Here is a 15453-nt window from a genome sequence, read left to right as displayed (position 1 = left end):
ACACGGAAGGAACACCAATGAACGATATAGCTCCGCTGACGCCGGCTGATGAGTACCTGTACCACCAGATCCCGGATACCTTTGCAGCCACCGCTTCGTCCGACCGCAACTGGACCGAGAGAATCTGGTTCACCGCGTTCGCACAGGACGGGTCGCTGCAGGTCAACTTCGGACTTGGCAAGTACACCAACCGCAACGTCATGGACGCTTTCGGCGGCGTTTCCCGTGGCAAGGAGCAGTGGATCGTCCGCGGTAGTCGGGAGCTGTACCCCGATCCCATGACGATGAGCGTAGGGCCGTTGCACTACTCCGTGCTCGAACCGCTGAACGCTGTGCGTGTCATGCTTGAGCCGAACGATAGCCAGCCGATCTCGTTCGACCTGACTTTCACCGGGGAATTCCGGCCCCTTTTCGAGGAGCGAAACACCCACCGGACCGTTTACCGCCGTACGGAGGACGTCGTCCGCTACCACCAGATGGGGAGGGCAAGCGGCTGGATCGAGGTCGACGGCATCCGGCACGAGGTCAAGGATGAGGAATGGAAGGTCGGCCGCGACCATTCCTGGGGAGAGCGAGGCGAGCGGCTCGTCGGAGGTCCGGCGCCAGGAGTCGAACCCACGAAGGTGGTCGCACAGAAACGCTATTTGTTGCTCTGGACTCCGTTGCTGTTCGAACGACCGGATGGGTCGAGGTATGAGATCGGCATGTACGTCATCGAGGGTGGGCACCATGAGCACCATGACGGTCCTCCACGGTTCATGTCCGGCCATGTGGACCACCCCGACGGCACACGCGAGCAGATCACCCGAATCGATCCGCAGCTGTCCTTCGACAAAAAGACCCGCTACTTCACCGGGGGTTACTACGACTTGGAACTCGAAAGCGGTTTGAAGCGCAGGATCGACGTCGAACCGATCGGCGAGACGGGCTTCCACATGCGCCCTGCCCGCTACGGCTCGTGGAAGGGCGTGAGGCACGGCCACTGGCTCGGAAAGCTGGCGGTTGAAGGGGACTACTTTCCGGACTGTGCTGCGGACATCCGCAGGCTCGGGCAGGCACGCGATACGCCGATCCGCGCGAGGGAAGGCGACGCCGTTGGCTACGGCATCCAGGAAAGCATCGTTTCGGGCGTCTGGCCGGAGTTCGACCTCGGAACGGAGGCGGACTACGGACGCGGTGAGGGAGCCGGTCCCGAGGACCGGTGAAGGTAAGGATGTAAGGGGTTGTCGACGGAGAACTGCAGCCCTATACGTTGCTGGTCTCCGTCGACAATCCCGACGCCGCCTTGCCGTTCCATGTCGACGGGCTGTAGACGGGCCCGGGCTGCCGTTGAAGTTCCGGAACGGACCGTGGGGCGCTGGCGCTTAAGGCTGACGAGATCGCTGCGCCGTCGGTCAGTTGATCGCACGTGGTGCGAATGGATTCAGCCTGCCTGTCATACCGGGAGCCATGAAGTCCGTGCTTTACTGCGTGATTCCAACCGGCTCCGCAAGAGTCGTCTACTAGCCGAGAAACGATGATGAAATCAGCCATCTGTTCCCTTCCGTGGACGACTCGCAGGCGTGAAAATGGGGTAGGGTCGCCTGCCGACGCCCACGCTGTTGGGTTGCTGCAGCCCGCGAAACGGCCTGAGGCTGGGACCCGACTTGGAAGGGCCACGCACTGTTTGCTTCGAGCACGCCGGGCAGAATTTCGGATTCCCTTGACCGAGCCCCCGGGCGGCCTTTCCCGAGCACATCGAGGTCGAAGCAACCTGGGGGCATCTACCAGCGCCTTGTCGCCGCCTAGTTGTACGGCCAAGGGACATTGGTTGGGTGAATGTGAAGACTCGCTGGAGTCGTTGACTGATGGGTGAGGACCTTCGGTCGCACAGTGGAGTTGCTTAGACAACCGGTGAGGCAACCAGGAGGTCCTCAAAGTCCCACGCTAGTGCCGCTTTGACTCCCCGCCGATGGTTGCGGGTCAGGGGTATGGTCATAGACCACGGCTGGCCGGCTTCCCGTGCCGTTGAGCAGTTCAACTGTTCCTGGCCCACGGCGAAGCGGTGGCGGAACTCTACGCTGCGGTGGGTGAAACGGGCATGACTGACAGAGCCTCACGTCCGCACGGCATGCCGAACCGGACTCCGCAGCAGCTCGTCCGCAAGGTTGTGCACATGCGCTGGAAGCAACGGCTGGGACCAGTCGCAGTCGGCGTCGAAGCTGGCGATGCCAGCTTCGACGGTCCATGCGGTTCTGGTTAGTTGCCGGCTGAACCGCCTGCACCATGTGGATAAACGCACCGGCGAGGTCATCCGCCGTACGAGCACGACAGGCCCGGGGCCCATGATCCACGTCGACGTAAAGAAACTCGGCAACATCCCGGACGGTGGCGGCCGGCGCTACGTGGGCCAAACCCAGGGCGACCGGAACGTGCAGCGACATACGCTACCGAATCAGCCCGCAGAAACGCCCTCCCCGCATGGCTGCACCACCACAAAGTCCAGCAGGCCCCACACTGCAATTCGGAGGCCAACCGCCCATCAGACGTTCAACTAACCTGCCTGGGCAGTACACCTCACGGGAACTAAAAAGCAGAAGAGCAAGCGCGTGATGCACGCTGTGATCACGGCCGTCGTCGCCGGTGTCCCGAGCGCGCTCAGCAAGATCCGCAGCCTGAGCCGACGCCGGAAGAGTGTGCCAGGTACGTGCTGGCGTTCGACCGGACCGGTGGCCCCCCGGAATCGATGAGTTTGTCAAGCGGCAGTGTGATAGCTGCGTAGATGCCGCTACTTGTTTGAGTTCCACCCAGGGGGGGTGTCCCTCAGACTCTTCTATGTCTGTCAAACGCTGCTCGGGCATGGGATGGCGGCGTTAAGCGTGCGGTAAACGCGGCGGGCCAGGTAGCGCTTGATGCATCGTCGGATTTCCCGGTCGGCGCGGCCTTCTGCTCGCCGTTTCTCGACGTATTTGCCGGTCTCTTCGTCGTGGGTCATCTTCGTGAGAGCGACCAGGTGGAGGGCACTGTTCAGGCTTCTGTCTCCGCCTCGGTTCAGGCGGTGCCGGACGGTGTTGCCTGAGGACGCGGGGATGGGGTTGACCCCTGCCAGGGAGGCATAGGCTGCCTCATTGCGGATGCGTCCGTGATGGGACCAGGCGGTGAGGCAAGTCGCCGCAGTGACGGGACCGAAGCCCTTTTCCCGCAGCAGGGGCGCTGCTTCGCTGATCTGCACCAGTTCTGTCAGTTGTTTCTCGTTGGCTTTGAGCTGGTCATCGAGTTCCAGGACACGTTTGGCCAGCCGCGATGCCTCGGCGCGAGCGATGCTCAGGGAGAGTTCCTCCTCGCGTGCGCGCCACCGCGATACTTCAGTGATCTGTGTTCCTGAGAGGGCTTTGCGGGCGTCCAATCCTAGATCGTGTGTGCGCAGCAGCGCGGTGAGCGAGTTGACCGAGCGGGTGCGCTCGGTGCTCATGGCGTCGCGCGCGGTGACCAGGATCCGCGCTGCTTGGCGGACCCCCTCGTTGAGCCTCGGTCGGCTCAGCTTCTCCAGTGGAAGGGGCAGCGCGGCCGCTGCGATGTGGCGGGCATCAAGGGCGTCGGATTTACCAACGCCGTGACGCTTCTTCGCATCCATCTTCGGGGCTTCGGCTACCGGGTAGCCAGCGGCGGTGACCGTGCCGGCCAAAATGGCCCCGTAGGAAGAGGCGCCCTCGATCATCCACAGGGTGTCGGCGTCTGCATTGGTTCGGCGGGCCACCCAGGCGATGGCCCTGCTGATGCCGGCGCTGGTGGTTGGGAAGTCCCGGGTGTCGATCAGCTCGCCGGTCTTGGCGGCGAGGATCGCATAGACGTGGTTGCGGGCGTGTGTGTCGACGCCGACGACAAATGGGTGGGAATGTGCGACGAGGGACATAGTGGACATGGCACCTTTCCACAGTGATGGACAGGGTCAGGCCGTTGTCGGCCGGTACCGGTCCGGGGCGAATCACTTCGGAACAGCACTGTGACGGGTCACGCGCCTCAAGTCGCGGACAATCTTCTGATCAAGCTACCGAGGTGGGCCGGACAGGTCCGGCCGGCCCACCCGAGGTTGGACAAGTCATAGGAAAGGCACCAAGTGGTCAGTTCTTTCATGGAGTCACAACCAAGGCGTGGGACGACCGTACCCATCCTGCCAGCCAGTCCCAGACCAGCTATAAACAAATCTCACAGTTCTTTGTCAAGCGAAGAGCGGACTTTTTCTTAACGCCGCTGAGGGGTTTTTGGGCAAAAGGTATCTGCCGGCGGCCGTGGGCCGTCGGCTAAGCGGCGGGATTTTTCAGGCGGCTTGGGGCGCCGGCGTCTCGTAGAGTGCGCCGTCGCGGAGCATCGCGAACAGGACGTCACAACGGCGTCGGGCAAGGGCGATCAGGGCTTGGTTGTGTCGTTTGCCTTCGGAGCGTTTCCGGTCGTAGTACGCCCGGGAGACGGGCTCTTTCAGCGCGGCGAAAGCCGAGAGGAACAAGGCCCGTTTGAGGATCTTGTTGCCCTTCTTGGACGAGTGGTCTCCGCGGATCGACGTGCCCGAGCGCCAAGTGACCGGCGCGAGCCCGGCGTAGGACCCGAGGTGGCCTGCGGTCTTGAATTCCTTGCCGGCGACCTCGGTGATGATCCGGGCTGCCGTCCTGACGCCGACCGCTGGCAGGGACGTCAGGAGTTCGTGAAGAGGGTGGGCCTCCACAAGTTTTTCCACTTGTGCCAGGACCTCGTTGCGCGACGTACGCAGCTGGACCAATTGCGCGGCGAGCTGAGACAGCACGATGCCGGCGGCACCGGTTCCGGCGACGACCACGGTCTGCTCATCCAGAGCCGCGAAAATCTCGGCGGCCCAGCGTTTACCGGCCCGTGGTGCGAACTTGGTCATGAACGCGCCGACGCGGGTCTGGCCGGCCTTGCGCAGCGCCTCCGGGTCGGGGTACTTCCGCAGCAGTTCGGCCATCACGGGGTGGTCCAGGTGAGGTCCGACGGCCCGTTCCAGCGCGGGGTGGATCTGGGTCAGGAGACCGCGGATCCGGTTCGATGCCGCGGTGGCCTGCTTGGCCAGGTCGTCATCGAAACCGCACAGCATCGACAGTTCCGCAGCCTGCTCATCGGCCACTGCGATCGAGCGCAGCGTGTGCGGCATCGACCGGGCAGCTTCAGCAATGATGTAGGCGTCTCGGGCATCGGTCTTGGCTTCGCCGGGGTGCAGGTCCGCGATTCGGCGCATCGCCAGGCCGGGCAGGTAGCCAACCAGGATGCCAGCGGCCTGGGCCACGGCCACCGGCAGCGCACCAATCGTAGCCGGCTGGTCCACGACCAGCAGCAGCCTGCCGCGGCCGGCCAGCTTGTCGATGATCGCCCTCAGTTTCGCCTCGTCCTGGGGCAACGCCTTATCGAGGAGCTTCTTGCCATTCTTGTCCAAGGCCACCGCATGGTGGTTGGTCTTGCCGACATCGACGCCGATGAACACATCAACGGAATCGTGGTCCTTGATGACGCATAACCTCCAGAAGTCCGGGCAGAGATGACAGCACTGGCATGTCCTGCGGCCCCAGAGTTCGGCATCCACGTTACGGCCGGCCTGCCACGGTGGTATCTGTGGCTTGGTCTGGTCCCCATTAGCGATCTCCTGGCGCCTATCGGACCCCGGTGACAACACCCCCCGGATCATGGTCGACTGGGGGACTAAATCTTGCCGGGGCCGACAGGCCAGCAACCCCGATTCTTGCTCGATTTGGGGCTATAAGAAAGTTAACGGGGAAACCTGCGGCGAGCAACTCCTGGGGACTTTCGCCGAGCACCCGTCATAGGTTCAGTTTCCCGGTAGCGGCATGACCACCCGCGAGGTAAAGAACCACGAGCTGCCTTCGCAGACGATGAGGTCGTGGTAGCGACCGGCCGCGAGCACCGTGTACGTGCCGTCGCTATTGGGCGTGCGCAGCTGAGAGATGCACGTGCCGACCGCACGTCCGGCATCCATAAGTAACCGGACATCGAGCACCGCATGCACTGCTTTGCTGCCTTGGCGACGCTGTCGCGAACGGTGAGCTGCTGCGAAGCCGCGCAAATCCGCAAGGCCCTGAAAGCGGCGGCCATCGGGCAACCGCATCGACGCGTCACGCGTGAAGCAGGTGAGCCACGCTTCCACCTCGCCTTCATCTAGCAATCGAGCCGCCCTGTGATAAAGCGTGCGGATGGTCATGATCGTCGAGGCCTCAAGATCCGGGATGTGCCCCTTCAGGCGGTCACGCAGAGTCCCCTCGTGCGACCCGTCCGCTGCTGCCTCAGGACAGGACAAACGACTCTCCTCATCGACATCGCCCAGAGGACCCCACCCGCACATGCTGTTGATTCCTGACCGCGAATCGTCACTGTTTACTCGCTCGCCCACGGTGCCGAACCTCTCATTGGTACGCTGTGCACCGGCAATGTGCCATGTGCTTCTCCTCGGGGAGTCAGTTGCCAAGAGCACCGCCTTGCGCAGAACGTCAAAGGACCCCTGTCGGCACGCAGTGTGTGCTTTGGTGTCGCAACGACATCTGTTCTGACCATGTTTCTCCAATTTGCTCATAACCAAAGCACTTTAGCTGAGTCGCCTGGAGTGCTGCGGTGAAACCCGGCAAGGCTCAATTGCTGCCTGCTGAGCACCGCGTTAAACGACTCCAAGTCCGGACGAGTATTGCCTGAGGATCCACGTCGGGATGATGACAACGGGAACGGCCTTTGCCGACGTAATCAGCAGGTTGAAGTAGGTGACGGCTTACAGCAAATGTTGGCGTTTTGACTTGGGAGGCTTTCAAGTCTTCAGCAGTTGCCCTGCTTGCATCCCTGGAAGTATGAGCTGCGTTGTCCCACCTTTGAGCGGGGAACTCTTCCGTGGTCATTGGAGCGACCCTTAGGCCGCCCTGTGGTTGACATCGTAACTCGCGATCGGTTGGTCGGTCTAGGCACGAGAGTCTCCGAACAAATGCTAGACACAGCGTCCACTCACATGTATAAAGGAACCTGTGTCCTACAACACACTCGCAAAACCAGCTGACCCCTCGACAAACGCGCCGGCGAACGAAAGCTCAGGAACCTTTTATTCAAAACGTTCCTGCCGCGCCCTTAGTCCAAGATCAAAGGAGATTACCATGGCGACCAAAACTGAGTCTGCAAACACGGTTCAACTTGAGCGCGCGATTGAGCGCTGGCGCCAACTCGTGCCAAAAGGGGCTACTCCAAGCATCCAGCTATACCGGGAGCAAATTTCTAAACTCTATGCGGAATTCCCGATTCCGGAAGATGCAGATATTTCGGAGGTCGACGCGGGCGGCGTGCGGTCACTTTGGGTCGCTGCCCCTGGTGCCAGGGACGGCTACGCTACCGTGCACCTCCACAGCGGCGGCGGTGTGATGTGCAGTGCCGATGACTACCGTGAATTCGCATATCGGCTGTCGTCAGCGACGCGATCCCGGGTTCTAGTTGTTGACTATAGGCTAGCGCCCGAGCACCCTTACCCAGCGCAGGTATCAGACTCGTTGGCGGCTACCCGTTGGGTAGGAGAAGAAGTGGGAATGTCCCGCGTAGCACTGACCGGAGATTCGGCTGGAGGCGGACTCGCATTCGCTACGGCGATGGGGCTTCGGGATAATGGTGACGAGCTCCCGGTAGCGATCGCCACAATCTCCGCTGGCCTCGACCTCGCTGGTGAGGGTGCGTCGTTTACTGAGTTCATGGGGCACGACCCCGTTGTCGACGAGGAAATGATGACCGTTTGTGGACCTGCGTACGTTGGGAACCTCGACCCCAAGAATACGCCGCTTCTCTCCCCGCTCCACGGCGATGTGCATGGACTGCCCCCGGCACACCTCGAAGCCAGCGGACACGAGTGCCTACGTGACGACTCGACGCGCATGCATGAGAAGATTCAACGGGCCGGGGGACAGTCTGAAATCAAAATTATCGCCCATGTGCCGCATATCTGGACAATATTTCCTTACCTCGACCAGGCCACCCAGTCCTTGTCGAGGATTGGTACATTCATTGGCTCTCGATTCCGGTAGATGACTCTCTGTGGCCACACAGACTCACGGGGCATCGGCATGGAAGGCAGACCAACCGTCTGTAGTGAACCAGTTTAACTGAATTGACCGCAATGAATTGAAGGCGCGTCACCGTAAACGCCAGAACTCGCAATAGCTGCAAATCCTGGTGTAGTGATCACTGGTATATATCTCTTTTCCGAGCGAAGAACGTTGCTCGAAACTTTCTCTTATTCAAACAGGCGAAACGAAGGACAAGGCAAGAATGGAATTTGGTTACGTAGCCCAGGGGTACCTTCCGGAGCGACTAAGGCGCCAGTCGCCTGACTCGGAACACATCATGTTACAAGAAGAATTTGACCTCTGTGTCCAAGCGGATAAGGCGAAATTTAAGTATGCATGGATTCCGGAGCACCATTTCACGCCCGGCTATTCACATATCTCAGCGAACGACATTTTTCTCGGCGCATTAGCAAAAGTTACGTCTCAGATGCATCTGGGCTCTGGCATCTGGAACCCGTTACCTCGCGTTAATCACCCCGCCGTCTTAGCTGAGAGAGTCGCGATGCTCGACCATCTATCCGAGGGACGCGTGGAGTTTGGAACAGGTCGAGGGTCAGGTAGTCAAGAGGTCTTAGGCTTTTATCCCGAATTTGAGGATGCGTCCGGCACGCGAGAACTTTGGGAAGAGACGATCGGTGAGTTTGTTAAAATGTGGACCCAGGACGTGTATGAAGGATTCGAAGGAGCCCATTGGTCGCTCGCCCAGCGGGAGATCCTTCCAAAGCCCTACAAAAACTCCCACCCCGCCATGTGGTATGCAGCGGGCAATCCCGCTAGTTGGGAAATGGCAGCTCGAAAAGGACTCGGCGTGCTCGGATTCTCGCTTGGAGCCGGCTTGAATGCCGCCGAGAACGATGTGGCGAAGTATCATGAAACATCCAAGAACGCTGAGCCAGTAGGCGCGTTCGCCAACAATAACGTCGCTATCTCGATTAACGCCTGCTACGTCCATGAAGATCGTGAGGTCGCCCGTCAGGAATTCTTGTCCGGGTGGCAAGCCGAGTACATCGGGTACGCCCTTCATTACCATGATCAGATCCCTAGGCCGGATGATTTCCCGGTATGGCCCGAACTTCCTCCGGCGCCGGATGAGACGGCACTCGATACGATGATTGAGCTGGGAGCAGCCATCGTGGGTGATCCCGATGATGCACTGAAGCAGTTTCAGCGTTGGGCTGATACTGGTGTTGACCAGATAATGGTCGGGACAGCCAGCAAATCGTACGAACAAAATTGTCGAATGATTAGCCTGCTGGGAGAGCACGTCATTCCAAAACTCGACACGGACCCCATTCACAGCACGACTCGTTATCGAGACGCCGCAGGATACAGGGTTCTTCCGGTTTGACCGTGGGTAGAACAATCCAAGTGACCACGACTTGTGGGATATCCGGGGGGCACAGGTCGCTTTAGTTAGTGTCACAGGCCGCACGCAGCGGGCGCGGTTCCCGCTCGGTGAACGCTATGCGCATCGCGTGCTCTCGGTGCATCGGGGTCATCGATGTCCTCGATGCACACGAGGCTTGGTTCCTCGACCAGATCGCTGCCAAGTTACGCGGTGACCATGTTCGTGGGCCGGTTGACCCCAAATACCGAGAATCGATCGCGGTGCTGCACATGATGGTGTCACGATTCAGGGATCCAACTTGCATCGAACAGTTCGTCGCCGTCGTCGAGCCGCAGGGTGTGCCCCCGACGCTGGGCGGCGCTCGAGGCTGCGGGCGATATCCGAGACGACGGCGAGAATTTCCGCCGACAGATAGTGCGTCGAACATCCCCCGCCTAGACCCATATCGGCCCTGGGCGACACGACCGTACAAAGGAGTACTGTATGCAGGCAGCAGTTTTGGAGGAATTTGGGCAACCACTGGTACTCCAGGAGATGACACTTCCGGATCCGGGTCCACGTGAGGCTCTGGTTCGAATGATCGCCAGCGGGGTCTGCCACTCCGATCTTTCGTTGTCCCAGGGCAAGTTCGGTAGGACGCTTCCGATTGTCCCCGGGCACGAAGGCGCTGGTGTCGTGGAGAAGGTCGGCTCCGACGTTACCTCTGTCGCGCCGGGTCAGCGGGTGATCCTCGCCTGGCAGGCGGCTTGCCGCGAGTGCCGCCAGTGTCTGGTCAGCCAGCCGCACCTATGCACAGGCACTATCTGGAGCGGACTCCCTGCGCGGATCCACGTCGATGGGAAGGCCATCCCTTCTATGAATGGACTTGGTACGTTCGCCGACGCGCTCGTCATCGACGAGCGTTGCTTGGTTCCGTTCACCGACCGGCACTCGTTCGACGTGGCAGCTCTAGTGGGGTGTGCGGTGACGACCGGAGTCGGTGCCGCAGTGAATACCGCGCGGATCCGCCCAGGGGACACTGCCGTCGTCATCGGTTGCGGGGGAGTCGGGTTGTCGGCGATCCAAGGGGCGCGCCTCGCCGGTGCCGCTCGTATCATCGCGGTCGACCGTGCCCCAGCTAAGGCGGAGCTTGCCCGGATCTGCGGGGCGACCGATGTTCTCACCGGTGACGAGGCCTCGGCCAGCTCTATCCAGGACCTCCTCGGAGGTGTCGGCGCCGACCACGCGCTGGACTGCGTCGGCGCACCCGTTACGCTACGTCTCTGCTTCGACGCGCTACGCCCGGGGGGGGCACTGACCATCGTCGGTATCGGGCCACTCGACGCGCCCCTGCCCATCACTATCGGTGACACGCTGACCGGGAAGTCAATCAAATACTCACGCTACGGAGGCGCGGATGTCCGGCGCGACTTCCCTCGAATCCTCGAACTGGACGGGGCTGGGCAGCTAGACCTCGGCATCCTCGTCGATCGCCAGATTCCCCTCGATGCCGTCAACTCCGCTCTTGACGATCTCGCGGCCGGTGTTTCCGCCCGGACCATCATACGGTTCGACTGATACCACAGAGGCCCTACAGTCCTCAGTGGTATCAGTCGGCACCAACCGGGCCGACTCGGTTTATCCGATTCGGCCCCTGGACTCGTGCGGAATCCAGCACGCCCTGCCCCACCGAAATGTCCCGGCATAGAAAGAGGACCGGTCTGCCATGACGTCTACTGCTACTCAGATTTACGCCCGCGCGCGAGACCTGCTGCTGCGCCACCGCACCGACTACGAGAGCGCTGTTGGGGAGTTCGCCTGGCCGGTCTTCCCCGGCTGCTTCAACTGGGCGACCGATTGGTTCGACGGTTACGCCCGTGGCAATACCGGCACGGCTTTGTGGATCGTCGAGGAGGACGGTTCGGAGCAGAAGTACACCTTCGACGACATCGCGCACCGTTCGGACCAGGTCGCCGATTTGTTGGCCGACGAAGGAGTGGGCGAAGGCGATCGTGTCATGTTGATGTTGGGAAATCAGGTCGAGATGTGGGTCTCGGTGCTGGCTATCGCCAAACTCGGTGCGGTCATCATGCCCACCACCACTGCCCTGCAGGCCGAGGACCTGGCCGACCGGATTGAGCGCGGCCGCGCCCGCTACGTCATCGCTAACGCTGCAGACACGCCGAAGTTCGAAACGTTCGCAGAGCGCATGACCAAGATCGTGGTGACTGGAACTTCGGGGGCAGAGTCAGCACCTCAGGGCTGGCGTCGGTTCGACGATGCCGACCAGTTTCCAGGGCGCCCCCGCATGGCCATCACCCGGCCCGATGACACGCTATTGATCTATTTCACCTCGGGCACCACCAGCCGGCCCAAGCTTGTCGAACACAGCCAGGTCAGCTATCCCGTCGGACACCTTTCGACAATGTACTGGATCGGGCTCCAACCCGGTGACGTCCATCTGAACATCAGCTCGCCCGGGTGGGCCAAGCACGCATGGAGCAGCATCTTCGCCCCCTGGATCGCGCAGGCGACGATCTTCGTCTACAACTACACCCGGTTCGACGCATCCGCTCTACAGAAACAGCTCCGCCGGGCTAAGGTCACTACCTTCTGCGCACCACCCACCGTGTGGAGAATGCTGATTCAGGCTGACCTCAGCGGCGGGCCGGGTTCCCTGCGGGAAGTTGTTTCCGCGGGAGAGCCGCTCAACCCCGAGATCATCGAACAGGTCCGCACCCACTGGGGTCTGACCATCCGGGACGGGTTCGGCCAGACCGAGTCCTCGGTGCAGATTGCCAACAGTCCCGGCCACCTCCTCAAGCCCGGCTCCATGGGCCGCCCGTTGCCCGGAGTGCCTACCGTCCTGGTCGATCCGCTCACCGGACAGCCCGGCGACGAGGGCGAGATCTGTATCGACCTCGCCAGGCGCCCCACCGGGCTGATGGTCGGCTACACCGAAGACCCGGTGCGTAATGATGAGGCGATGGCAGGCGGCTACTACCACACCGGCGACGTCGCCAGCCGCGACGAGGACGGATACATCACCTACATCGGCCGCACCGACGACGTTTTCAAGTCCAGCGACTACAAGATCAGCCCGTTCGAGCTCGAGAGCGCTCTCCTCGAACACCCCGCAGTCGCCGAAGCTGCCGTGGTTCCGGCCCCTGACGACATCCGCATGGCCATCCCGAAAGCCTTCATCGTCCTGGCCGAGGGATGGCAGGCCGACGACCGGACCGCCCAACAGATCCTGAAGTTCGCCCGGGAACGTCTCGCGCCCTTCCAACGCATACGCCGAATCGAGTTCGCAGAGCTGCCAAAGACCTCCTCGGGCAAGATCCGCCGGGTCGAACTGCGCGACCTCGAGCAGCACCGCTTCGACAACCACATTGACGAGGTACCCGAGTGGCGCGAGGAGCAGTTCACCGGGTTCAAGACACCCGTACTGACCGAAGCCGACACTATGGGGGCCGACGCTGAAACGACCATCCAACCGCACTCCACAGGGCTTCTCACCTGACTGATGGAACCTCAACTGAAAACTAATCCACCCACCGGCAATACAAGCGGTTCCGTGTGTGTACACCCTAAGAAAGAAAGCAAAATGTTGAGCCCAAGAGAGCGTACGTCGGCCACCAGAGACCGCATGACGGTCACCCTAGAACACCCTACTAAAGTGGACGAATTCCACGATGACCAGATGCTCGTCCGGAAAACGTTTGCCCACTTCCCGTCCGGAGTTTCGGTTCTCGCCGTCGACCTCGACGGTGAGAAGCACGCGATGGTTGCCTCATCGTTCATGGTCGGCGTCTCTCTTGAGCCGTGCCTTGTGGCGGTAGCCATCCAAAAGAACTCCGAGACGTGGCCCCAGATCCGCCAGGCCGACACGATCGGCGTGTCGATCTTCGCCCAAGACCAGGGTCCGCTCACACGCCAACTCGCCGGCAAGGACCGCGCCATGCGCTTCGAACATGTAGCAGTCGAGGTCAACGAGTCAGGAGCCGTATACATCGAGGACGCTGCGATATGGCTTGAGACCAAGATTCACGATGAGAACGACGCTGGCGACCACTGGATGATTCTTCTCGAAGTTACACGCCTGGGCGTCGACGAGAACACCGAACCGCTCATTTGGCATGGCTCGCGCTTTCGTAGTTTCGCCAACGACACTCCATTGGACGTGATTTAGTACTTCTACGAGGGTCTCCACGTCACATGTGATTCCGCAACGCATGTGTGCCTCGTGGCCGCTGGTTTTTCGGGACATCCACAACGTGATGCACCCACTGTCCTGTTGGATAGATTCCTGTGGGGTTAAATTGACGATGTCTATTCTGGACTACTCAAGTTGAATTAATGGACTTTATAGATCCATTGCACTGGGGTCTACTTACGGCTACGCTTCCGACTTATCCAGCCTGTCCGCGGCTCGCCCGCAACTAGCGGCGCCGCCTGCAGGGAGTGTGCCGCGCGTGCTGCAGAAGGGATCCTCGATGTGCATGAACCTGCCGGTGCGAAAAGAAAGACGGACTCATGAGCGAGAACATCAAGGTCGACGGCCTCGTCGTCGACGGATTCGAGAAGGTCCGCGACGCGTTCGCGGCCAACTTCATTGATGGAGAGGAGGTAGGCGCCTCGCTGGCGATCTACCTCGACGGCCAGCCCGTCGTGGACATCTGGGCTGGCCAGTCGGACCCCGCCGAGGGCCGTGACTGGGCTGCCGACACGGTCACTCTCGTCTACTCGGCTACCAAGGGCGCGACCAGCATCCTCCTGCACCGGCTCTCCGAGCTTGGCAGCATCGACCTCGATGCCCGGGTCGCCAACTACTGGCCCGAGTTCGCGGTCAACGGCAAGGAATCCGTCACCGTCCGCCAACTCCTAAGCCATCAGGCCGGCCTCCCGGTCCCCGAGGCGCCGCTGACCCGGGAGCAGCTCTTCGCCGGCGCGCCGGCGGCCGCTGCACTCGCCGCGCAACGGCCTCTCTGGGAGCCCGGAACGGCGCACGGCTATCACGCATTGACCTTCGGTTGGCTGGTCAGCGAGCTCGTCGCCCGGGCCACGGGCAGCACAGTTTCCGCACTATTCGCCGAGCACGTCGTCAAGCCACTCTCCCTGACCTTCTGGATCGGCCTGCCCGACGACGTCCATCCCGACTACGCACCACTGCTCAACGGCAACCCTGCCCCCTCCACACTCGACTCTGTGGCCGATCCCGCGGTCAGGAACGCCGTGCTCGAGGTTCTTACGGCACTCGGAGACCCTGGCTCGCTGTTCTCGCGGGTCCTTTCGACCAACGGCGTGCTGCCCACCCCCGACGGCGCGGCCTGGAACACTCGCGACGCTCTGCGCCACGAGCATCCCGCCGCCAACGGCGTCACCAATGCACGCTCCCTGGCCAAGATGTACGCCGCCACCGTTTCGGAGGTCGACGGCGTCCGCCTGCTCCAGCCCGAAACCGTCGAGCAGGCACGCACCGAGCTCGTCTACGGACCCGACCGGGTCACTATCGGACCCAGCCGCTTCGGGACCGGGTTCATGCTCGACAACCCCGGGATCCCCATGCTCGGCCCGACCTCGTTCGGTCACAAGGGCGCCGGCGGCGCCCTTGGATTCGGGGACGTCGAGAACCGCCTCGGTTTCGGCTACACCCAGAACCAGCTCAGCAGCAGTCTCCTGGGTGAGGTCCGCACTATGGCGATCCTAGATGCCCTCCGCACCTGCCTGTGAGAGCCCCGGCCAAGACTGGCCGAGTGCTGCGGAACACTGATCGCCGGTAAAGGTTCGACCTTCTCGGAGCGGCACCCTTCTCGAGCGCGCTCATGTCTGCCTAGTTGCACTCGCGCAAGGTCGCACCTGGGGTTGGACTTCTCCCTCCATCCTCACGAGTGCTGGCATCGCTGCCATTACCACCTGCTTATAGTGACTGTGGTGGAGCTGCGTGCCTGCACCCTTCGCGGACCTGAAACTGAACCGGCAGCGCTCCCCGCTCATCAACGCAGCGACCGTCCTCGTGGACGCCGTTTTGATAGTCAA

The 15453-nt window shown here is 61.5% G+C and carries 10 protein-coding genes and 1 pseudogene; 8 read left to right on the top strand and 3 right to left on the bottom strand.

What is annotated here, in order from left to right; genetic code table 11:
* Positions 1-17 precede the first annotated feature (17 nt).
* Positions 18-1205: an Rv3169 family protein gene (locus tag AC5RWT_RS02055; RefSeq protein WP_494078920.1), complete on the top strand. Its 1188-nt coding sequence runs from the start codon at positions 18-20 to the stop codon at positions 1203-1205.
* A 1026-nt stretch (positions 1206-2231) separates the two neighbouring features.
* A pseudogene (locus AC5RWT_RS02050) lies at positions 2232-2441 on the top strand (IS481 family transposase); the annotation flags it as partial.
* A 380-nt stretch (positions 2442-2821) separates the two neighbouring features.
* On the opposite strand, the gene AC5RWT_RS02045 reads toward AC5RWT_RS02050, so the two are convergent.
* From AC5RWT_RS02045 to AC5RWT_RS02035, 3 genes are all read right to left on the bottom strand, one after another.
* A complete protein-coding gene (locus AC5RWT_RS02045; RefSeq protein ID WP_494078919.1) occupies positions 2822-3901 on the bottom strand; it encodes an IS110 family RNA-guided transposase in 1080 nt (359 codons plus the stop codon).
* A gap of 396 nt (positions 3902-4297) precedes the next feature.
* Positions 4298-5494: an IS110 family RNA-guided transposase gene (locus AC5RWT_RS02040; RefSeq protein ID WP_494078987.1), complete on the bottom strand. Its 1197-nt coding sequence runs from the start codon at positions 5492-5494 to the stop codon at positions 4298-4300.
* A 318-nt stretch (positions 5495-5812) separates the two neighbouring features.
* Entirely contained in the window at positions 5813-6466 is a 654-nt protein-coding gene (locus tag AC5RWT_RS02035; RefSeq protein WP_494078918.1) for a nuclear transport factor 2 family protein, read from the bottom strand.
* Positions 6467-7133: 667 nt separating this feature from the next.
* On the opposite strand from AC5RWT_RS02035, the gene AC5RWT_RS02030 reads away from it, so the two are divergent.
* The 6 genes from AC5RWT_RS02030 to AC5RWT_RS02005 all read left to right on the top strand — a co-directional run bounded on the left by AC5RWT_RS02030 (position 7134) and on the right by AC5RWT_RS02005 (position 15147).
* The gene (locus tag AC5RWT_RS02030) at positions 7134-8045 is read left to right on the top strand and encodes an alpha/beta hydrolase (protein WP_494078917.1); all 912 of its coding nucleotides are present in this window, start codon (positions 7134-7136) and stop codon (positions 8043-8045) included.
* Between the two features lie 244 nt (positions 8046-8289).
* Positions 8290-9435 carry an LLM class flavin-dependent oxidoreductase gene (locus AC5RWT_RS02025; protein WP_494078916.1) on the top strand — a complete coding sequence of 382 codons (1146 nt, stop codon included), beginning with the start codon at positions 8290-8292 and terminating at the stop codon, positions 9433-9435.
* 483 nt (positions 9436-9918) lie between these two features.
* Positions 9919-10992, top strand: coding sequence for a Zn-dependent alcohol dehydrogenase (locus AC5RWT_RS02020; RefSeq protein WP_494078915.1), 1074 nt, complete (start codon positions 9919-9921; stop codon positions 10990-10992).
* 148 nt (positions 10993-11140) lie between these two features.
* A complete protein-coding gene (locus AC5RWT_RS02015; RefSeq protein ID WP_494078914.1) occupies positions 11141-12937 on the top strand; it encodes an AMP-binding protein in 1797 nt (598 codons plus the stop codon).
* A gap of 156 nt (positions 12938-13093) precedes the next feature.
* Positions 13094-13606 (top strand): flavin reductase family protein, encoded by a 513-nt coding sequence (locus tag AC5RWT_RS02010; RefSeq protein ID WP_494078913.1) that lies wholly within the window; start codon positions 13094-13096, stop codon positions 13604-13606.
* A 344-nt stretch (positions 13607-13950) separates the two neighbouring features.
* Positions 13951-15147, top strand: coding sequence for a serine hydrolase domain-containing protein (locus AC5RWT_RS02005; protein WP_494078912.1), 1197 nt, complete (start codon positions 13951-13953; stop codon positions 15145-15147).
* Positions 15148-15453: the final 306 nt, after the last annotated feature.

It is taken from the genome of Arthrobacter sp. Dra40 (genome assembly GCF_059091905.1).
Note: the sequence above shows the minus strand (reverse complement) of the source record. Positions and strands in the feature narration are given on the sequence as shown.

Coding starts and splice junctions, on each gene's coding strand:
- AC5RWT_RS02015 (WP_494078914.1), top strand. CDS start 11,141: ATGACGTCTACTGCTACTCAGATTTACGCCCGCGCGCGAGACCTGCTG.
- AC5RWT_RS02020 (WP_494078915.1), top strand. CDS start 9,919: ATGCAGGCAGCAGTTTTGGAGGAATTTGGGCAACCACTGGTACTCCAG.
- AC5RWT_RS02025 (WP_494078916.1), top strand. CDS start 8,290: ATGGAATTTGGTTACGTAGCCCAGGGGTACCTTCCGGAGCGACTAAGG.
- AC5RWT_RS02005 (WP_494078912.1), top strand. CDS start 13,951: ATGAGCGAGAACATCAAGGTCGACGGCCTCGTCGTCGACGGATTCGAG.
- AC5RWT_RS02055 (WP_494078920.1), top strand. CDS start 18: ATGAACGATATAGCTCCGCTGACGCCGGCTGATGAGTACCTGTACCAC.
- AC5RWT_RS02045 (WP_494078919.1), bottom strand. CDS start 3,901: ATGTCCACTATGTCCCTCGTCGCACATTCCCACCCATTTGTCGTCGGC.
- AC5RWT_RS02030 (WP_494078917.1), top strand. CDS start 7,134: ATGGCGACCAAAACTGAGTCTGCAAACACGGTTCAACTTGAGCGCGCG.